The organism is Pseudodesulfovibrio sp. 7M6 (assembly GCF_050058625.1).
GTDB classification, from domain to species: domain Bacteria; phylum Desulfobacterota; class Desulfovibrionia; order Desulfovibrionales; family Desulfovibrionaceae; genus Pseudodesulfovibrio; species Pseudodesulfovibrio salinus.
On record NZ_CP188816.1, the window covers coordinates 3,134,204 to 3,153,341 of the forward strand.

The 19,138-nt window shown below is 56.0% G+C and carries 23 protein-coding genes; 9 read left to right on the plus strand and 14 right to left on the minus strand.

The genetic code is table 11. From position 1 onward, the window contains the following. Window positions 1–267 precede the first annotated feature (267 nt). From ACI0FG_RS14650 to ACI0FG_RS14675, 6 genes are all read left to right on the plus strand, one after another. A complete protein-coding gene (locus ACI0FG_RS14650) occupies window positions 268–831 on the plus strand; it encodes a hypothetical protein (RefSeq protein ID WP_419785745.1) in 564 nt (187 codons plus the stop codon). A gap of 485 nt (window positions 832–1,316) precedes the next feature. Further along, window positions 1,317–1,487: a hypothetical protein gene (locus ACI0FG_RS14655; RefSeq protein WP_419785746.1), complete on the plus strand. Its 171-nt coding sequence runs from the start codon at window positions 1,317–1,319 to the stop codon at window positions 1,485–1,487. Window positions 1,488–2,316: 829 nt separating this feature from the next. Beyond that, entirely contained in the window at window positions 2,317–2,814 is a 498-nt protein-coding gene (locus tag ACI0FG_RS14660) for a hypothetical protein (protein ID WP_419785747.1), read from the plus strand. A 9-nt stretch (window positions 2,815–2,823) separates the two neighbouring features. Further along, window positions 2,824–3,030: a hypothetical protein gene (locus ACI0FG_RS14665; RefSeq protein ID WP_419785748.1), complete on the plus strand. Its 207-nt coding sequence runs from the start codon at window positions 2,824–2,826 to the stop codon at window positions 3,028–3,030. A gap of 326 nt (window positions 3,031–3,356) precedes the next feature. Then, window positions 3,357–3,557, plus strand: a complete 201-nt coding sequence (locus tag ACI0FG_RS14670) for a hypothetical protein (RefSeq protein ID WP_419785749.1) — start codon at window positions 3,357–3,359, stop codon at window positions 3,555–3,557. A 1,085-nt stretch (window positions 3,558–4,642) separates the two neighbouring features. After that, window positions 4,643–4,816 carry a hypothetical protein gene (locus tag ACI0FG_RS14675; protein WP_419785750.1) on the plus strand — a complete coding sequence of 58 codons (174 nt, stop codon included), beginning with the start codon at window positions 4,643–4,645 and terminating at the stop codon, window positions 4,814–4,816. Window positions 4,817–4,927: 111 nt separating this feature from the next. On the opposite strand, the gene hisG is transcribed toward ACI0FG_RS14675, so the two are convergent. Both hisG and hisI read right to left on the minus strand, forming a co-directional pair. Further along, a complete protein-coding gene (gene hisG / locus ACI0FG_RS14680; protein WP_419785751.1) occupies window positions 4,928–5,806 on the minus strand; it encodes an ATP phosphoribosyltransferase in 879 nt (292 codons plus the stop codon). Next, window positions 5,803–6,180, minus strand: coding sequence for a phosphoribosyl-AMP cyclohydrolase (gene hisI / locus ACI0FG_RS14685; RefSeq protein ID WP_419785752.1), 378 nt, complete (start codon window positions 6,178–6,180; stop codon window positions 5,803–5,805). Before hisI ends, hisG begins: the two co-directional genes overlap by 4 nt. A 262-nt stretch (window positions 6,181–6,442) precedes the next feature. Between hisI and ACI0FG_RS14690 the strand changes: the two genes are divergently transcribed. Both ACI0FG_RS14690 and ACI0FG_RS14695 read left to right on the plus strand, forming a co-directional pair. Further along, entirely contained in the window at window positions 6,443–8,446 is a 2,004-nt protein-coding gene (locus ACI0FG_RS14690; protein WP_419785753.1) for an autotransporter domain-containing protein, read from the plus strand. A gap of 95 nt (window positions 8,447–8,541) precedes the next feature. Beyond that, window positions 8,542–9,705, plus strand: coding sequence for a DegT/DnrJ/EryC1/StrS family aminotransferase (locus ACI0FG_RS14695; protein WP_419785754.1), 1,164 nt, complete (start codon window positions 8,542–8,544; stop codon window positions 9,703–9,705). Between the two features lie 125 nt (window positions 9,706–9,830). On the opposite strand, the gene ACI0FG_RS14700 is transcribed toward ACI0FG_RS14695, so the two are convergent. After that, complete coding sequence (locus ACI0FG_RS14700; protein ID WP_419785755.1) at window positions 9,831–10,046, minus strand: hypothetical protein; 216 nt, start codon at window positions 10,044–10,046, stop codon at window positions 9,831–9,833. Between the two features lie 278 nt (window positions 10,047–10,324). Here ACI0FG_RS14700 and ACI0FG_RS14705 point away from each other — a divergent pair, with 278 nt between their 5' ends. After that, a complete protein-coding gene (locus ACI0FG_RS14705; RefSeq protein WP_419785756.1) occupies window positions 10,325–11,011 on the plus strand; it encodes a response regulator in 687 nt (228 codons plus the stop codon). Between the two features lie 456 nt (window positions 11,012–11,467). Here ACI0FG_RS14705 and ACI0FG_RS14710 read toward each other — a convergent pair whose 3' ends face one another. The 11 genes from ACI0FG_RS14710 to ACI0FG_RS14760 all read right to left on the minus strand — a co-directional run bounded on the left by ACI0FG_RS14710 (window position 11,468) and on the right by ACI0FG_RS14760 (window position 19,113). Then, the gene (locus ACI0FG_RS14710; RefSeq protein ID WP_419788396.1) at window positions 11,468–12,097 is read right to left on the minus strand and encodes a redox-sensing transcriptional repressor Rex; all 630 of its coding nucleotides are present in this window, start codon (window positions 12,095–12,097) and stop codon (window positions 11,468–11,470) included. Between the two features lie 119 nt (window positions 12,098–12,216). Next, window positions 12,217–12,525: an ATP synthase F0 subunit C gene (locus ACI0FG_RS14715; RefSeq protein ID WP_419785757.1), complete on the minus strand. Its 309-nt coding sequence runs from the start codon at window positions 12,523–12,525 to the stop codon at window positions 12,217–12,219. Between the two features lie 72 nt (window positions 12,526–12,597). Next, on the minus strand, window positions 12,598–13,290 hold the full coding sequence (atpB, locus tag ACI0FG_RS14720; protein WP_419785758.1) for a F0F1 ATP synthase subunit A: 693 nt from the start codon (window positions 13,288–13,290) through the stop codon (window positions 12,598–12,600). 23 nt (window positions 13,291–13,313) lie between these two features. Then, window positions 13,314–13,745, minus strand: a complete 432-nt coding sequence (locus ACI0FG_RS14725) for an ATP synthase subunit I (protein ID WP_419785759.1) — start codon at window positions 13,743–13,745, stop codon at window positions 13,314–13,316. Then, complete coding sequence (locus tag ACI0FG_RS14730) at window positions 13,717–14,016, minus strand: AtpZ/AtpI family protein (RefSeq protein ID WP_419785760.1); 300 nt, start codon at window positions 14,014–14,016, stop codon at window positions 13,717–13,719. The genes ACI0FG_RS14725 and ACI0FG_RS14730 overlap by 29 nt, the downstream gene beginning before the upstream one ends. Window positions 14,017–14,303: 287 nt before the next feature. Beyond that, window positions 14,304–15,554 (minus strand): DUF3426 domain-containing protein, encoded by a 1,251-nt coding sequence (locus tag ACI0FG_RS14735; RefSeq protein WP_419785761.1) that lies wholly within the window; start codon window positions 15,552–15,554, stop codon window positions 14,304–14,306. A gap of 19 nt (window positions 15,555–15,573) precedes the next feature. Then, a complete protein-coding gene (hpt, locus tag ACI0FG_RS14740) occupies window positions 15,574–16,101 on the minus strand; it encodes a hypoxanthine phosphoribosyltransferase (RefSeq protein WP_419785762.1) in 528 nt (175 codons plus the stop codon). Between the two features lie 21 nt (window positions 16,102–16,122). Then, window positions 16,123–16,578: an N-acetyltransferase gene (locus ACI0FG_RS14745; RefSeq protein WP_419785763.1), complete on the minus strand. Its 456-nt coding sequence runs from the start codon at window positions 16,576–16,578 to the stop codon at window positions 16,123–16,125. A 2-nt stretch (window positions 16,579–16,580) separates the two neighbouring features. Further along, window positions 16,581–17,090 carry a TlpA family protein disulfide reductase gene (locus ACI0FG_RS14750; protein WP_419785764.1) on the minus strand — a complete coding sequence of 170 codons (510 nt, stop codon included), beginning with the start codon at window positions 17,088–17,090 and terminating at the stop codon, window positions 16,581–16,583. Between the two features lie 121 nt (window positions 17,091–17,211). Further along, window positions 17,212–18,651 (minus strand): sigma-54 dependent transcriptional regulator, encoded by a 1,440-nt coding sequence (locus tag ACI0FG_RS14755; RefSeq protein WP_419785765.1) that lies wholly within the window; start codon window positions 18,649–18,651, stop codon window positions 17,212–17,214. 171 nt (window positions 18,652–18,822) lie between these two features. Beyond that, complete coding sequence (locus ACI0FG_RS14760) at window positions 18,823–19,113, minus strand: hypothetical protein (RefSeq protein ID WP_419785766.1); 291 nt, start codon at window positions 19,111–19,113, stop codon at window positions 18,823–18,825. Between the last annotated feature and the right edge of the window lie 25 nt (window positions 19,114–19,138).

A 19,138-nucleotide genomic window follows, 5' to 3' on the forward strand; every position in this document is an offset into this window, starting at 1 on the left:
TTTTATAGATCACCCAATCTATCCGTGGACTTACTATCTGATGATAGGCATAGGAATCACAATCCCCATTCTCGCGTGGTTCCTCCGCTCACCCACACGCGTCCAAAGAAAAGACAAATAGAAGAGTCGCCCTATCCATGTTCTGATAGGGCGACTTCTTTTGCATTCCACAGAGGACACCGTGTTCAATCTTTTATGAACTACTTGGAGCGTCATCGGTAAGAGGTTCCATCAATCGAGTTGAATCATGTTGTCGAGTTTAATTGCGTGGCGAAGTCCGCCCCCGATCCTCTGGGAGACGCTGGCGGCGATCCGGACTGGTACGGCTACTGCCTGGATGATTCTGTCAACGGGGTGGACCCGTTAGGGCTGGAAACAAAAGGAACTGGTATAGCCGGTTCACTGGATGGCTTTGGGGGAAGCATTGGGGCGGGGGCAGCATATGTAACCGACGACAATGGGGATGCCGGACTTGAATTTTATAGAGACTATGGAGCTTCTTCCGGATGGGGTCTGTCCGGAGAAATATTTCACCAGCGAACGAACGCTGCAAATATTGACCAGTTGGAAGGTACGTCGAACAAGGCAGGAGGAAAGGTCTCCATCCCCATTGGAATTAGACCGGCAGTCGGAGGGGAAGCGATCAAGGGTAACGGCTACACCGGAAAATCGGTCAGCATGGGTGGCGGCGCGGGTTGGTCCCCGCCGCTAGAGACACACGTAAAACAAGAAAAAAGCGTTATCGTCAAAAATCCACTCTCAAAATTCGGAGAGTGGTACGATGACCAAATCCAAAAAAGAATAAACGAGCGCTTCAACAGTAAACGCTGAACCCATTAAAACGAAATGGGTCGGGAGAGATTCTCTCTCGGCCCATGGATAAATGATGCAAGAAAAATTCATCACGCACTTTTCCATTTGTTTTTTCAGAATATTTACTCTGGCATTCGGAGGGGGAGCTTTTTTTTTCGGGTTGATGCTCTTAACTCACACACCGCTTGCCATCCTCTTTCTTCTTGTTGGGCTTTTTATCCTTCGCCTATTCATACGCATTGTCAGGCCAATAGAATACAACGAGAATGCAATCATATATCAATCTTTGTTTGGAAAACATGAAATATGTATTAGTCAAATACGCTATGCTCGTATATGGCAGGCAAATTACATTAATATGTTAGAAAAAAACGTTATTATAGTGCTGCCAGGATTTTTTAACTTTTATTATATGCTAAACACAAAAGAGAATAAACTGGTCCACAATTTAAACCAACACAATATAGAAAAAAGATCTATGCTATTTACATCAGAATCACATATTGAATAAGACGACAAAAAATCGAATCTACACGACCTCGTTGGCGACATCCTTAGCGGACAGTCCCCCCGCCCTGCGCATCCCCATCGGCTTTGCCGGAGGCCTGCACGACCAGGACCTGGGCTTTGTCCGATTCGGCTGGCGGGACAAACCCGCAGGACAGCGGATTTGAACGCTGGCGGCGATCCGGACTGGTACGGCTACTGCCTGGACGATCCTGTCAACGGGGTGGACCCGTTGGGGCTGGAAGGATTCTGGGGGGCGTAAAAAAGATTGGGGCCGGGCTAGGCCAACTGTGGGACAAGGCCCCGGCAGGCATCGGCAAGGCGATCACCAGGGAGACGAAAGGAGCTGGCGAGGCCATAAGCAAGACTGCGGACGCTTTTGCAACCAATAAGGACTTGCAAAAATACTCCACGATAGCTTTGGGCGCAGGGGCGCTGCCCATTGTCGCAGCGGCTGGTGCGACAGCGGGACCAGCCGTCGTCGGGACAGCCATGCAGCACCCGGCGGGATTGGCTGCAGCGTCAGAAATGGTTTCGGACTTTGCGTCGGGCTACATAGACGAAGGCCCGCCGCCATCGTCTATGTCTGGCTATATTGGCGGTCTAGCAGGAAAGATCGAAGGATATTTAGAATAATGAGGACAACATGAGGATCAAACCCGCAGAGATAATACTCAGTGTATTAATGATAGTATCGAGCAGCCTAGGCATTCTCACAGGGAAATCCTGTTTTAAAGGTTTTCCTGTATATGGGTGGGTCGAGTACATTTTCTTGGCAGGTGGGATCATACTGCCCATTCTCGCGTGGTTCCTCCGCTCACCTACACGCGTCCAAAGAAAAGACAAATAGCAGAGTCGCCCTATCCATGTTCTGATAGGGCGACTTCTTTTGCATTCCACAGAGAACACCGTATCCGGTCTTTTCTGAACTACTTTCAACCTCGCCGAGAAGAGGTTCCATCAATCGAGTTGAATCATGTTGTCGCGTTTAATTGCGTGGCGATGCCCGCCCCCGATCCTCTGGGAGACGCTGGCGGCGATCCGGACTGGTACGGCTACTGCCTGGATGATCCTGTCAACGCCAACGATCCGACTGGGCTGTTGGTGTTTCTCCTGCCCTTTGCGGCAGGCATGGCAGGCGCGACCGCCATTGGCGCTACCGGATCATACCTGGCAGCCAAGACCGCGGATTGGTTCGGCACGAAGACCGACAAGGAGTACGGCAAGGACAAGCCCACGGCCACCGAGGGCGTCCATGATGCCATGGGCAAGGTGATCGGAATCAATTCCGGCATCGTCGGAGCGGCAGGTGCGGCAAAGGCGGCTCCTGCGGCGGCTGCGATGCAGCATCCGGATAAGTCGGCGGCGGGCTCGAAAGCTGCGGCAGACTTTGCTTCTGGCTGGTTTGATCCTGGGCCGCCTCCAGCCTCGGTGCCCGGTTATGCTGGAGGCGGTACCAAATGGATGTACAACAGATATAAAGGGGAAAAGTAGGGGAATTATATGAAAATCAAGCCAGCAGAAATCGTCATGGGGATTGTGTTGGTCTCCATGGGCGTGATGGGCATGGGAGAAAAAGAATTGTTTCATTACGATGTCCCTATCCCATATCCGGAAGTCTTCAGTGCCGCATGCTTGATTGCCGGGATTGTATGGCTTGTTGTTCCCTGGTTCCTTAGATCTCGAAAGAACGATAACAATTGCAAATAGCTCTGACGGGCTCACCGTTGGGGTATTTAAAAAAGAATTAGGGGGACATCGAATTCTTGTCCCCCTAATTTTTGGACCAACAAGGACTTGCAAACATATACGACGATCTCTTTGGGGGCAGGAGCCCTACCCATTGTCGCAGCCGCTGGTGCGACAACGGGACCAGCCATCGTCGGGACAGCCATGCAGCACCCGGCAGAGTTGGCTGCAGCGTCGGGAATGGTTTCGGACTTTGCATCGGGTGCATTTGACCAAGGCCCCCCGCCAATGTCATGGGGAGGAGCAGCCGGCTATGCAGCAAATAAAATGCTAACAGGGAATAAATAATGAGCATAAAGTTGCCGGAAGTTATTATTGGGGAATTATTTGTTGGCGCGGGAGCATATGAGATCGGCGCAGGCAAGGCTTTCATTTATGGATATCCGCAGCCCTTATGGACATCTTATCTCCTTACGGCAACAGGAATCGCAATTCCATTGTTTGCATGGTACTCCAGACGATCTTCGAAGGGAGAAGACGACAAATAGAAAACTATAAGGGCGAACAGGGATACTGTTCGCCCTTACGTAGTAATAGCCGATTATCGATGCTATAAATGATGCAACTTTGCTCTGGAACTATACGAATTGAATCTTCTGCTTCACATTTAGAAACGAAGATAATCTAAAGACCGAGAGAAGGGAAACGGAAGTGAGAGTGAAAGGAAGAGAATGGGCTTTTAGCATAGTCCTTATTGTTTACGGTGGCCAGATGCTTCTTTCGGGGAATTTTTATTTTAGAGATCACCCAATCTATCCGTGGACTTATTATCTGATGATAGGCATAGGAATCGCAATTCCCATTCTCGCTTGGTTCCTCCGCTCGTCTAAACGCGTCCAAGGAAAAGACAAATAGCAGATGTCGCCCTAATTGGAATAAAGGATGAGAGTCAAACTGTCAGAAATACTATTGGGGGAACTCCTTGTTGGAGTGGGTGCACTTGAGATTGGCTCGGGCAAGGCCTTTGTTTATGGGTATCCTTAACCTTTATGGACCTCCTATCTCCTTGTAGCAGGAGGAATCGCCATCCCGCTGCTTGCATGGTATTTCCGAAGGCCTCCTAAAAAGTAGAACAACATGGTCCAACCGAAATACGATGGAAAAGAAAGAAAGCGTGCAACCACGGGTCAAGGCCTGGGAAGTTGTCATGGGGTTCCTCCTGACCTTCACGGGGGTCCTCATGATCACGGAGCAAGGCTTTAGCTGGAAAGGATGGCCGATATACCCATGGGTTGCCTACGTCTATACAGCAGCCGGCATCCTGATCATGCCGGCAGCTATAATTATGCGTCGCCCGAGGCAAACCAGGCCCGGAGAGGACGGCTCACCATCGACGGGCGATAAAACAGATTAAAGCCCGTACGGATATTTCCCTGATCATGAGCGGACAAAGACATTAGCGTTGCGGCGGCATATCAACCTGCCCGCAAATCACTGAAAGGCTGCGGCGTCGGCCTCCAAACCATGCAACAATTTAAGAGATCAACCAATGCAGTGCTCCCGATGTGACGGCAGACTCCTCAGGTTTGACAAGAAAATTGGCGCCGTCATTGTTCTCGGGCTGGGGATACTGATGGGCTTGCAACTGAAACCGGCATGGTCGGCATGGTTTGCCGGGTCGGCGTACCTCTGGCTCATTATGTACATGGTGCCGGGAATACTGCTCCTGCTAGCCAAACCACGCTACAGCTACTGGTGTCCGCACTGCAAAAAAATGGTTTTGCCCAAGGGAACCGAGGACGGATAAACCCCGCGTTCAGGCAGGCGACGTGTTTCCCCCTACACTCGGCAACAAAATAAAAAAGGCCGGGCGAACCACTGGTTCACCCGGCCTTTCATTTTTTATGTAGAACGTACCCTAGATAACCTTGTTCAGCGGGTACTCGATGATGCCTTCGGCACCGTGGCCGACCAGTTGGGGGATCAGCTCGCGGACGACCTTTTCCTCGACCATGATCTCCACGGAGAGCCAGTTGGGGTCCTGCAACTCGGCCACAGTGGGCGAGTTCAGGCTGGGCAGGGAGCCGTTCAGGGCACCCAGCTTGTCCTTGGGCAGGTTCATCTTGAGGCCGACCATCCGCTCGGCACGGAGCGCGCCCTGAAGGAGCATGTTGATCTCCTGAATGAGCTGGCGCTTCTGCGGATCTTCCCAGGCCTTCCTATTGGCGATGAGCTGGGTGTTGGTCTGCATCAGCTCCGCGATGATACGCAGGCCGTTGGCCTTGATGGTGGTGCCGGTCTCGGTGATCTCGACAATGGCGTCGCACAGTCCCTCGACCACCTTGGCCTCGGTGGTGCCCCAGGAGAACGAGACGTCCACGTTGATGTTCTGGGAGGCGAAGTACTCCTTGGTGAAGCCCATCAGCTCGGTTGCGACCTTCTTGCCCTCCAGGTCCTCGGGCCGGGTGAACGGAGAATCGCCCCGCACGCACAGCACCCAGCGGGCCTTGCGGTTGCTCGCCTTGGAGTAGATCAGGTCGTCAACGATCACCACGTCGGACTTGTTCTCGCGAATCCAGTCCATGCCGGTCAGGCCGACATCGAAGGTGCCGTTCTCCACGTACATGGACATTTCCTGGGCACGGGCCAGCGAACATTTGATGCGGTCGTCGTCGATGTCCGGAAAATAGTTGCGCTCGTGCAGCTTGATCTTCCAGCCCGCCTTGGCAAACAGCTTGAGGGTTGCGTCCTGGAGAGAGCCTTTGGGTACGCCGAGTCGAAGAAATTGTTCCGTCATTTTTTATATACCTCTTTGGGGTCGAAGACATACGGGGAGCACTCGCTCACCTCGCCGTCCTTCAATTCGCGATAAAAGCAGGAGCGGTAGCCCTTGTGGCAGGCTGCGCCGCCTATCTGTTCGACAAGCAGAACCAAGGTGTCGTCGTCGCAGTCAATGCGGATGGACTTCACCTTCTGCGTATGGCCCGAGGTACCGCCCTTGTGCCATAGTTCCTGACGGCTCCGGCTCCAGTAATGAGCCTCGCCGGTCTCCAGTGTTTTGTCCCAGGATTCCTCGTTCATGTAGGCCATCATCAGGACTTCGCCGGTTTCGGCATCCTGAGCAATGGCAGGGATGAGTCCCTTCATCTTCTCAAAGTCTGGTCTGATCATTGCGGTACCTCTAATCAGATATGTTTATCCCGGCCCGACAATGGGCCAGGGGAGCTTACATAACGAAAGCCGATTCAAAGCGCAACTCCGCACCCTGCGTGTAACGCTCTTTACATATTTGAAACTTTCTCGCCATAAAGATATCTTTATATATGATCATGCGAAGAAACCATGGAGTGACCATGTTTGTGCTTAAGCCCGCTGAACCGAACGGCAGAGCCAGCCCTCTACGGAAATTCCACGGAAAGGGGGAAGCAGCGCCATGACTGCCGGCCGCCTGCATTTTCCCCTCCTCTGCCTTCTGCTCCAGGTTCTCCTCTCACCCGCCACATCGGCAGCCGTAAGTGTTGACTCGACCGGGCAGCTCGTCCCCGGCTACATACACACCTACGGATACGGCGTGACGAGCGGCGGTGCCATCGTCGGCAACGGGGAAGATGCCTCAAGCAACCGCATTGCCTTCTATTGGACACCCACTGGCGGGACCGTCCAGCTTTCCCTTGGCGGCACAGACTCAGCAGCCGATGACATAAGCAAGGATGGAGGCGTGGTCGTTGGCTACGCGGATGTGGGCGGAAAGGACCACGCCTTCTATTGGGAAGCCGCCTCCAATACTATGCATGACATCCATGATGTCGTCCTGGCACAAAACTCCGAGGCCTATGCCGTCAGCTCCGATGGCCTTGTCGCTGTCGGCGGCTATCAGGATTGGACGGGCAACGAACAATCCTTCTACTGGACCAACAGTCTGGGCATGATCAGGATCAACCCCGTCGGAACCGATACGGACTCCAGAGCCTATGGAGCCAACGCCGACGGCTCTGTCATCGTGGGCTCCAGCGACGGCGTGTCCACCCTTGCCTACCGATGGACTAAAGCATCAAACACGGCCGTCTCCTTGGGCGTTATCGCCCCATTCGGCACGACATCCGAGTCCGAAGCTTTTGACGTCAATGCTGACGGTTCCGTGGTTGTCGGCACGTCAACTTCCGTGAGTTTCCGCTATGCCGCCTTTCGCTGGACCGAAGAAACCGGCATGGTCGATCTGGGCGACCTGGGCGGCTTCTGGACGGAAGCCCGCGCTGTATCGGACGACGGCAATATCGTTGTCGGCTTCTCAATGAACAGCGCAATGGAGAGCGAGGGATTTGTCTGGACGGGACTCGGCATGAAGTCGGTCAACGACATGCTGGCGGACGCGGGCGTGGACATGGCGGGTCTGAAAGTGGAAGAGTGCACCAATATTTCAGGGGACGGCACGACCATCGTCGGCAACGGGCAGGATGCTCTGGGGCATTACAACGCCTATCTCATTCGTGATGCCGGAATCGTCACCCCCTCAGCCCTGAACCTCTCCCTCACCCAACTCTCCGCAGTGGCCTCGGATATCTCCTACATGGCCATGGGCACCATGCGCGGCATCATGGACCAGGCCGACCACCTCCCGGCCCCCGGCAAATCCCGGTTCTGGATTGTCGGCTCGCTTCTCGGGGATACCTCGCTCCCTGGCAGAGACAAGGGTGGTGAAGGCGGCATAGGCGTCTCCAGGGAGCTGCTGAACGGCCTTACACTGGGGACCGGGCTTTTTCTTGGCCGCCGCTCGGTCGATACAAAATTTGGTGGCAGCCAGGATTCCAGCATGTTCGGCCCCGGAGCGTACCTGAGCTATGCCCCGCGGCCGGTGGGCCTTCGCTTCAAGCTCGGTGCGCTCTATGAGCGGGCACACCTCAAGCTTGACCGGGGGTATCCCAATGGCGCGGGGTCTACCGTTGCCTCCGGCTCCACGGACGGCGAGGTCTTTTCACTCAGCTCCCATCTGGGCTGGATGCTGCCGCTCTCCGACACCTTTTCCGTTCAGCCATATGTCGAATACGAAGGGCAGTTCACCCGGCTGGACGCCTACAGCGAAAGCGACACGCCCTTCCCCGCCCATTTCAATGAACGCCGGGACACCATGAGCAAGGGGCGGCTCGGCATGGAGCTGCGCTGTGCCGCCGCCGAGAATCTCGATCTCTGGAGCTGGGCGGCGTGGTCCCATCGTTTCGAGTCCAAGGGGCCCTCCATGGACGGCTATCTGCTGGGGCTCAACGACTTTTCCTTCCAAGGCGCAAGGATCGATCAGGACTGGGGCGAAATCGGCGCGGGGTTTAAACTTCGGCCGTCGGACAACGTGGAGATATATTCCCGCGCCACAGCGGCTGTTGGCAACGACCGCTACGCGGCCCCCGATCTTGCGCTGACCTCAGGCCTGTCCTGGAGCTTCTGACAGTCTGGTCCAGGCGCATAGCTATGCGCCATTTACCCCGTCTCGCGAATTTGCTAGACCTCGGCAATCATAACTCGCACAAGGAGCACACGGACATGCCAGTTCGTTCAAAAGATAATTTTCTCGTTTTCGGAGCCCCGCTCATCACCCAGGATGAAATAGACGAGGTCACCGACTCCCTCAAGTCCGGCTGGCTCGGCACCGGGCCGAAGGTCGCGCGGTTCGAAAAGGACTTCGGAGCCTACATCGGTTCCGATCATGCCGCGGCCTGCAACTCCTGCACCGCCGCCCTGCACCTCGCCCTGGTCGGGCTGAACCTCAAGCCCGGCGATGAGGTCATTACCACGCCCATGACCTTCTGCGCATCGGTCAATGCCATCATCCACGCCGGATGCACGCCGGTGCTGGCTGATGTGGACCCCAAGACCATGAACATCGACGCGGACTCCATCCGGGAGAAAATCACGGACCGCACCCGCGCCATTCTCCCCGTGCACTTTGCCGGGCGATCCTGCGATATGGACGCCATCATGGCCGTGGCCAAACAGCACGACCTCAAGGTCGTGGAAGATTGCGCCCACGCCATTGAGACGCTCTACAAGGGCCGCCATGCCGGCACCTTCGGCGACTTCGGCTGCTTTTCCTTTTACGTGACCAAAAACGTCTGCACCGGCGAGGGCGGCATGGTCATTGCCAATAAGACCGACGACATTGCCACCATCAAGGTGCTCGGCCTGCACGGCATGTCCGCAGATGCCTGGAAGCGCTTTTCCGACGCAGGCTACAAGCACTACGAGGTCATTCACGCCGGGTTCAAGTACAACATGATGGACATTCAGGCCGCCATCGGCATCCACCAGCTGAAACGGGTGGAAGAGAACTTCAAACGGCGTTGCGAGATATGGGACATGTATCAGGAAGCGTTTGCGCCCCTGCCCGTTGGCCAGCCCGCGCCCGAAGAGCCGGAGACCCGCCATGCCCGGCACCTCTATACCCTCCTGCTGGACCCGGTTTACTGCGGCATCGACCGCGACCAGTTCCTGACCCGCATGAACAAGGAGAACATCGGCTGCGGCGTGCACTATCTCGCCATCCCCGAGCATCCCTACTATCGGGAACGGTTTGGCTGGAAACTGGAAGACACCCCGCAGGCCGTTGCCCTTGGCCGCCAGACCGTCAGCCTGCCGCTTTCTCCCAAACTGACCGACGACGATGTGGCGGACGTCATCACTGCCGTAAAGCGCTGCTTGGAAGACTAAGCCGCATTTCGCGACCGTTCCGCAGCACCGCACAAACCCGACGGCTCCTTCGATCTGTTCTTAAAAAAAGAGGCCCGGCATCAGCCGGGCCTTCCCTCACATGTCCTCACCACGACCAGTCACTTCTAACAGTCGTGAAAATCCTTGTTGATGTAGAAGCAGAGATCGAACAGGTTGTGGACCATTTCATCCACCAGTTCCTCGGAATCGGTGGTTGCGGCCTCAACACTCATGGTCTTGTTCACGATCTTTGAAAACAGCATTCCGATGAGCTGATCGTCATACATTGTCCAGTATTTGGAGCCAGAGGGGAATTTCTTGTCGAAACCGTGGTAGTACATGTCCGATTCTCCTGTTGCGGTGCACCGTTCGGCAACGCTTATGCCTCCTTATCGACCCTGCTGCCGCAACCCTTAAGGGGGATTTGCCACAAAATTTCGGCTTTTCTCGATTTGGCGACAGGCAAGTGGAATATCCGCTGCCGCCTCCTTTCCCGAACAGTTTATACAAGCGACAAGTGACATTTCGTCGGGATAAAGTTACTGGTTCGTAACACGACCTTAACGAGAACTGCGCTATAGCAGGCCGTAACACAATTGTTCGTCAAGGAGTCGCCATCGTGTCAGCCCACAAGATCCTGGTCGTCGAAGATCATCGAGACACACGGGAACTGCTCAAATACAACCTTTCATCCGCAGGCTTTGACGTTGCAGCCGCAGAGGACGGACAGTCCGGCCTTAGTCTGGCCGACGCCTTCAAACCCGACATTGTTCTGCTCGACCTCATGATGCCCGGCATGGACGGACTCGAAGTCTGTCGCCAGCTCAAGGGCAATGCCGAACTGGCCCGCATCCCCGTCATCATGCTCACCGCCAAGGGTGAGGAAGTGGACAAGATCGTCGGCCTCGAACTCGGCGCGGACGACTACGTGGTCAAGCCGTTCTCCCCGCGCGAGCTCATCCTGCGCGTCAAGGCCGTGCTGCGCCGCTCCGGCACCCCCTCGCCCGATACCCCCAAGCTCTGGGAGCGTTCCGGCCTGAGCGTGGACTTTGAAGCACACCGCGTGCTCATCGATCACGAGGAAGTCACCCTTACCGCCACAGAGTTCAAGCTGCTCAGCGTGCTCATTGCCGGTACAGGCAAAGTCCAGACCCGCGACAATCTGCTCGACACGGTCTGGGATACTCATTTCGAGGGCTACTCCCGCACAGTGGACACCCACGTACGCAGGCTGCGCCAAAAGCTCGGCCCCTATGCCGACTGGATCGAAACCGTCCGCGGTGTCGGCTACAGATTCAAGGCGTAAGAGGCGCCTCCGGCGTGGGCTACCGGTTCAAGGCGTAGGAAAGGCGCCTCCGGCGGCCGGGGGAAGGGGAAGAGGGGAACCTTTTGGAAAAGGTTCCCCTCTTCCCCTTCCCCCGGACCCCCAACCCTATCTTCCTTCCAAAACTTTTTGGCTCGCTTCGCGGGTAGGGCAAGGAGATATGGGGAGAAGGTGTAGGCTGTTACGAAGGGCTGTTCGAAAGCTTTTTTTAGCGTGGCAGCACAGTGAATGTCGTTGTAATTTGGGCGAGAAGAATGACGTCTGAAGGGTGGGTCGGTGTTTAGACCCGCAACAAGGCTTTGGCCGGTACTTCACCCATGAAGGGAGAGGCACCGGCCAAAGCCTTGTTGTTACCTATGCGGAACAAACCCGGGCTAAGAAGCTGGGAGGATAATTGCCTCGCCACCCTTGACCCAAAACGGCCAAGGGCGCGGACGTTTACTCTCCGAGCGTGATCTGGAAAGCTATCGAATACAGATGATCGAAGAAATCCACATACTCCACAGGGATATGCTTGGGAACATTGATTCTTGATGGAGCGAAGTTAATGATGCCCCGAATATTGGCATCCACCAGATGGTTGGCGGCTCGTTGAGCACGGTCCGGCGGGGTTGCAATAATCCCGATCTCAAGGTTGAGCTCTGGAGCCTGCTCCTTGAGGTGAGTCGGGCAGACTATCTCCATCCCCTCGAACTCGAGTCCGATCTTGTCCGGATCGCAGTCGAAAGCGGCGCAGATCTCAAAACCCCGGTGGCTGAAATCGTGATGTCTCAGCAGCGCGGCACCCATGTTGCCCACGCCGATCAAAGCACATTTCCAGACACGGTCGATACCCAGCGACTGCTTGATCGAGGTGATGAGTTCCTGGACATAGTAACCGACACCGCGAACACCGAACTCACCAAAATAGGCCAGGTCCTTGCGAATCTGCGAGGAGTTCACCGAACAGGCACGGGCAAGCTTCTCCGAGGAGATAACGTCATTGCCGTCCCTGAGCAGATTTTCCAGCACCTGGATGTATACGGCCAACCGGCCAATGGTGGCTTTGGGAATATGTTCACTCTTGATGTTCATCGTCATGACTCTTGCTGATAAATAGCGTCAACTATGTGAAAATTTTAACAAGGTTTTAGCGGAAAAAGGGAGGCCAAAGCCTCCCTTTGAAGTCTCGATTGGTCGAATAAGAACTAGACCACGAAGAGCAGGATCAGGCAGACAACCAAGCCGTAAATGGCCAGGGACTCGATGAAGGCCAGGCCCAGGATCAGGGTGGTGGTCAGCTGGCCACCGGCTTCGGGGTTGCGGGCGATACCTTCGCAAGCACCCTTCAGGCCCATGCCCTGGCCGATGCCGCAGAGACCGGCGGCGATGCCCATGCCGATGGCAGTGGCGTAAGCCTTGGCGGCCATGACGGGATCGGCACCTTCAGCAGCGAAGGCAACGGAAGCAACCAGAACCATAGCCAGGGTGGTGAACAGAATCTTAGCGATTTTCATCTGAAATTCCTCCAATGGAATTCTTTATTGTTGTGGTCCAAGGACCATTTCCCCAATTTTACGAAACAGGCTCTAGTGAGCGTGCTCGATGGCTCCCTGCAGGTAGATCATCGTCAGCATGAAGAAAATGAATGCCTGGATGGTCTTGGCAAGGATGAACAGGAAGTACATGGGCAGCGTACCCAGAATCGGAGCCAGCATGAACAGCAGCACAAGGACGATTTCCTCACCACGAATGTTTCCGAAGAGACGGAGGGTGAGGCTGAGCGGCCGTGCGATGTGGGAGATAGGCTCCAGGATCAGCATGAGCGGGGCCAGAAAGCCGACCGGGCCCATGAAGTGCTTGATGTACTTGAAGCCCCATTTCTTGATGCCCACACCCTGGTAGAACAGGAACACGATGATAGCCATTGCGGCGTTGGTGTTGATGTTCGCGGTGGGAGCGTCACAGCCCGGGACCAGGCCGGTGTAGTTCATGGTCAGGATAAACAGAAAAATGGTAACCAGCAGCGGAACGAACTGGCGGCCTTCCTGACCAAGGTTGGCAACAACGAAATCCTCGAGACCGCCGACAATGACCTCGAAGAGGTTCTGCATGCCGCCGGGAACGAGTTTCAGCCTGCTGCGAACCAGCAGACCACAGATGAACAGAATGGCCATGGCCATCCACATGTACAGTACATGGTTCGCAATGTGGATGCCCGTGGCAGCCTTGAGCATATCCATGTACAGAAGAGGATGCGGCAACCCGCCGGAAAAACCCATACCAAGCCTCCTTGAAAAACAAACTAGGCTTTCTTTTGCCCCATTTGGACCAGGCCGGTTATCGCGATATTCGCCACGACCGTGCCGAGCCCTGCAACCAAACCCCAGATGGGAACGCGTTGGACCCCGATCAGCCAGTACAAGGCCAACCCGCTCAGGGTCATCTTTCCCATGAAGATAGCGAACAAGAGGAAGGGAGCTCCCTTGCGGACGTAAATCAACGCCTGGACTATGCGGGCCATGGCCCAGAAGTTGATGAGGGCAAGAACCGCCCCCGCCGCAAATGAAAGCGACCACTGCGAAAAAAGTGTTACCAGCACGATCACTAGAGAGGTCCCCAGCGACACGTAAATCTGATTGCGGATGATGAGCCGGACCTCGGGATGGACAAAGCCGCTCTTTAAAAGCAGCCGCTCCACCGGCCGGTTAATCATTTCCACCGCCTTCTTCGTCATCTTGTTTCAAAGAACGTTGCCTGTCCTTTCTCGCCTCTTCCTCGCGCCGCTGCAGCCGATGAAAATCTTCCCAGACCATCTTGAACCCGGCCACGATCCCCAAAAGAAAGAAGATCATGAGCAACCAGGGCTTGGTCCCGAAATAGTCATCGAGCCAGTAGCCGATGAACAGACCTACGACAGTGGCGGACACGAAATGCAGTCCGAGCGTCCCGGCGGTTCCCCCCGCCTGAACGATCCTTACCACCTTGTCGTCTTTTGAAAAGAACACTGTTTACTCCCGTAAAGGATTTTACACAGTCCCCGGTGGGTTACGGAACCATCCGCAATTAGTGCAATCCTTCACAAGTTGATGAGGACTAGCACACGGAGGCTTTTCCCGTCAATGCCCTTTGCTGTAAAAAGGACCTTTTTTTCACAAAGTCAGGACACTGCATTCTGCAGGAATTCAATACGCTGCAAAGCACTATTCACCAGTCCCGAAAAATGCGGGACCGACACCGGCAATCCGGTTCGGCCCCGCTTGGAGAGCTGCGTCATTCTTCCTGGAACAGTCCGTTATTTCGGGTCGGCCACATCCACGACCTTGACCAGGAATTCCTTTACCCCGGCCGGAGGTTCAAAGAACACGGCCATGAACGGCGAGGAGGAACCGGGCCGAATGAACGTGTTGTTCGAGAGGATGCCGACCTCACTTTTGAGGCCTTCCTCAATCTCGGCCCTGGTCTGGACCTGCAACTGAAACTGGGAGAGCATATTGCCGCACAGGAACGACTGCGAGGTCAGCACATTCCCCTTTCCATCATAGAGCACGACCTCGACCTTGATCCGCTCCTTGGGAGTGGTGAACTGGTTGACCGCCTTGCCCTCAACTATGAAGAGATTGCCGGTCTTCTCGTTGGCCACGTAATACTGCTTGACGTTCTTGAGCACGATGTTGCGCACCCGGTCCGCCGGAGATTCGCCGGGCGCGGCCTCTTTCTCTTCCCCGGCATCGTTCAGGCAGAGCTTGCCGACATAGGGCACGTTCTGGATATAGGAGCACGGGTCGAAACCGAACCAGCGCCAGGCCTTGAGCCATACGGTTCCGCCGACAAGCAGGACCAGAATCAGCAGGACGATCAGGCAACCCAGGGATTTGCGGCTACGGACCGGTTCATCTTCGTCCAGGTCCAGGCCTGCGCCCTTGCCACCCAGATTCAGGCTGCCGCCCTCGTCGTCGTCATCCTCGTCCTCATCCGCCTCGTCGCCGTCGTCTCCGGCAAAGATGCTGCCGACATCGTCCGAGTCATCGGCAAAGATGTCGTCCATCCTGCTTTTTCCCCCGGCTGCGTCCTCGGTCTCGCTTTCAGGTTCTTCCCCTTCCTGCGAGTCGTCCTCGTCGTCACCAAAAATATCGTCGTCATCGCCAAAGAGTGAATCCACATCCGGATCACCGCCGGAAGCCTCATCGTCCTCTTCATCGTTCCCGAACAGGTCTTCCATGTCCTCGGAGTCGGGCATGTCGTCCGCCGGGGCAGGCTCATCGACCGCAGGCTCTTCCTCGGCAGGCTCGTCCTTTACAGATTCCTGGTCGCTGCCGGAGGAAACCTCGTCGAAGGTTTCGTCAAAGGCGTCCCCGGCACTGGTATCGGAAGAAACCGGGGCTTCCTCTTCCAGCAGGGTCTCCACTTCCTCTTCAGGCGTGGCAGGCGGCTCCGCCTTGAAGACGTGCGCACATTTGGAGCATTTGACCTTGGCCCCTCCGGGCGGGACCTTGTCATCAGGCAGGTTGTACCGGGTCTGGCAATTGGGACAGGTGACGATCATAACTTATCTCCAATTATCCTTATTCACTGGACAATTCGTAAATTCCATCCAATTCCCTGTAACGTTCGGCATAGTCCAGGCCATAGCCCACGATAAAGCCGTCGTTCAGCTTGAAGCCCGCGAAATCGACGGTAACGTCCATCTCCCGTCGCTCCTGCTTATCAATAAGCGCACATATTTTCAAACTTTTCGGATTGCGCCGCCGCAGTACGTGCAGCAGAAAATCCATGGAATGGCCGGAATCCACGATATCTTCCACCACCAGGACATCCTTGCCCTCAATGGATATCTCCAGATCCTTGGAGAAAACGATATCCTCGCCGCGCGACGTACCTGAGCCGTAGCTGGCCAGCCGCACGAAATCGACCTCTATTTCCCGATCAATGCGTCGGATGATATCAGAATAGAAAAGAAAAGCACCCTTGAGCACACATATGCACACCAGGGGGTCGTCCCCGGCATAACCGGCAGAAATCTCCCGGCCCAGTTCTGCCACCCGGCCGGCGATCTGCTCGGCTGTGATGAACGGTTTCAGCTTATGAGCCATAACGTTAGCAAAGTCCGAGAGCTAGAGGTTCATGACCATGGCAACTTCGTTGCACAGATCCGGGAAACGGGGACAGTTCAGGCAATCGGCCCACACCTTCTGGTTGAGGCCGTCCATGGCGGTTTCCGTAAAACCCAGGTGGGCAAAGAAACCGGTCTGCTCCGTAAGGGTATATACACTAAATATGCCGAGAGTGACCGCCTCGCTGAGGGCGGCTTCCAGCAACTTGCGACCGTACTTGCGGCCACGGAACTCGGGCAGGACGACCAGCGAACGGATTTCCGCCAGATTGTCCCAAATGATGTTCAGGGCACAACACCCAACCACCTGTTTGTCATCCACCACCACGAAGAAATCCCGCAGATGGGAATACAGCTGACTGAATGAACGGGGAAGGACCAAGACGTCATGTTCCTTCCTATTTATAAGCAGAGAGTGGATGGTGCGGACATCATCCATGCGAGCCTTGCGAATCATGTCTACCTGCTGTTCAGGTCGTCGACCACTTTTTCGAGCATGCTCTGGGGAAAGGTCCCGGGTTTGCCGAAAATCTGGTTGCCAAGTTTGTCGAAGATGACCAGGGTGGGGATGGCCTCGACCCCGAACCGTTCCGCCAGGGAACGACCGCCGGAGAAGACTTCCATCTTCATGGGATGATTTTTCATATACGCCTCAAGCTGTCCCGGGGCCTCATCCAGGGAGACGCCCACAACATTGGCTTTCCCCTTGCGCGACACGGCCAGCCCCTCCATCTCCGGAAGGGCCTGCTTGCAGGACGGGCACCATGTGGCCCAGAAGATCAGAAGCGTCGGCTTGCCCGTATGTGCCTTGAGATAGGCATCAAGCCCGGCGGAATCCATGGATTGGATGCCGGAAGGCGCCGCAGTCGCTTTATTGTCGTCTCCGGCACTGGATTCCCCACCGCCGGAACAGGCCATGAGCAACAGGACCAGGCACAGGGCAAAACCCATTAGCCGCATTTGTTTCATACTGTCACCTCTCGATAATGGTGCGGCCACTCTAGCAGAGTTGTACCGCAAATAAAAGCGGGAAGGCGTCCCGGGAACTCACTGAAGCCCCGGAAGCAGTGTTCAATTAAGCCGCGAAGGCCTATATGTCCAGGCCCTGTTTTTTGTATTCGTTGAGCTTGTTGCGCAGGGTGCGCACAGAGATGCCGAGGAGTTCGGCGGCGCGGGTCCGGTTGCCGGTGGTCTCGGCAAGGCTTTGGAGGATGAGTCGTTTTTCCATTTCGTGGATGGGCATGACGGACATGGCCTCTTCCGGTGTGGTCGGCGGCAGGGCTTCAGCACTCGCCTGCTGGCCCTCTTCCACCACATCAAGGTCGTCCGGCTCCCACTGCTCGTCACCCATGAGGAAATGCTGGGTGGAGATGGGGCCGTCTCCGGCCAGGAGCACGGCGCGCTCCATGAGGTTTTGCAGTTCGCGCACGTTGCCGGGCCAGTTATAGTCCAGCAGCCACTGCCGGGCATCCTCGCTGAAGGGCAGGCCGGGCAGGCCGTAGGCGGCGCAAAATTTGTTCACAAAGAATTCGGCCAGGATCAGTACGTCATCGCCACGGTCGCACAGCGCAGGCAGTTTGAGGGGGATGACGTTGAGCCGGTAGAAGAGATCCTGCCGGAACCCCCCTTCCGCCACCGTGGCCTCTATGTCCCGGTTGGTGGTGGCGAGCACGCGGACGTCCACCTTGACCGTCTCCACGCCGCCCACGCGGTCGAGCTCGGACTCCTGAAGGACGCGCAGCAGCTTGGCCTGGAGCCCCAGGTCCATTTCGGAAATTTCGTCCAGCAGAATCGTGCCGCCCTGGGCCAGCTCGAATTTGCCGAGCTTGCGATTGATGGCCCCGGTGAATGCCCCCTTCTCGTGGCCGAAGAGCTCGCTCTCCAGCAGATGTTCGGGCAGGGCCGCGCAGTTGATGGCGATGAACGGCTTGTCCGCGCGGTCGGAGTTGTAGTGCAGATAGCGGGCGAACATCTCCTTACCGGTACCGGATTCGCCGGAGATGAGCACCGTGGCCTTGGACCGGGCCACGCGCTTGGCCAGTGCCAGGACGCGAAGCACAGCCTGATGGCGGCCGATGATCTGAAACTTGCCCTTGGGGGCGGGAACGGCCGCGGTTCCGCTGCCATGGCTGCTCCGATCTGCCGAAGCAAGGGGCGCGGCACTCGCAGGTTCGTCATCCTCTTCAGGCAGGATGACGCGAATTTTATCCCAGACCAGCGGCTCCAGCCAGAAATCCCGTGCGCCCATTTCCAGAAAACGGGTGGCCTCTTCCGCACTGCCGTGTGCGGTGAAAACGATAACGGGAGGGAAACCTTCGATGGACGCGGCCTGCTCCAGCAGGGCAGCGGCATCGAACCCCTGGAGCCGAGGACGGCAAAATACCAGGCAAGGATGGGATTTTCTTATGAATCCCAAGGCACCGGCCAGATTATCGGCAAGCCCGGCCTGCAACCCCGCCTCCTTGAGGGTGGGGAAGATGCCTGTGACCGACTGCGGTTCGGCGATAAAAAGGACAGTTCTGGCCGTCATGCTTCACCCTATTAACGATAAGTTGAACTGTTTACAAGTAGTTCCGATCAACAGGAAAAACGTAGACAAGCCTTTCCATCCTCAAGAAACGGCAGGCAGCACCACGAAGCAAGAAAAAAGCGCCGCCACCTTTCGGATGGCGGCGCCTTGCCGTTTGCTGAAAAATTTCAATCAGGCGACCTGCGAGGAGCCCTCGCCGCCTTTCTCGCCGCGCTTGAGTTCGATCCCGCTGTGCTCCAGAGCCGCGCGCATACTCCTCTTTTTCTGTTCGGAGATCAGGCCGAGGTGGCAGGCACGCTCGATGCCGTCCTCGGAAAGAGTGATGACCGGATCGGTCAGGAACAGACCGGAAGCCTTCATTTCCTTCATGGCGCCGGGGCCGTAGGTTCGCGGAAAGAACCGCTCCAGGCCGCCCTTGACGAACTTGGAAATACACTCTTCAACCAGGGAAACACTCTTCATTTGTCACCACCTCTGAACTGGACAT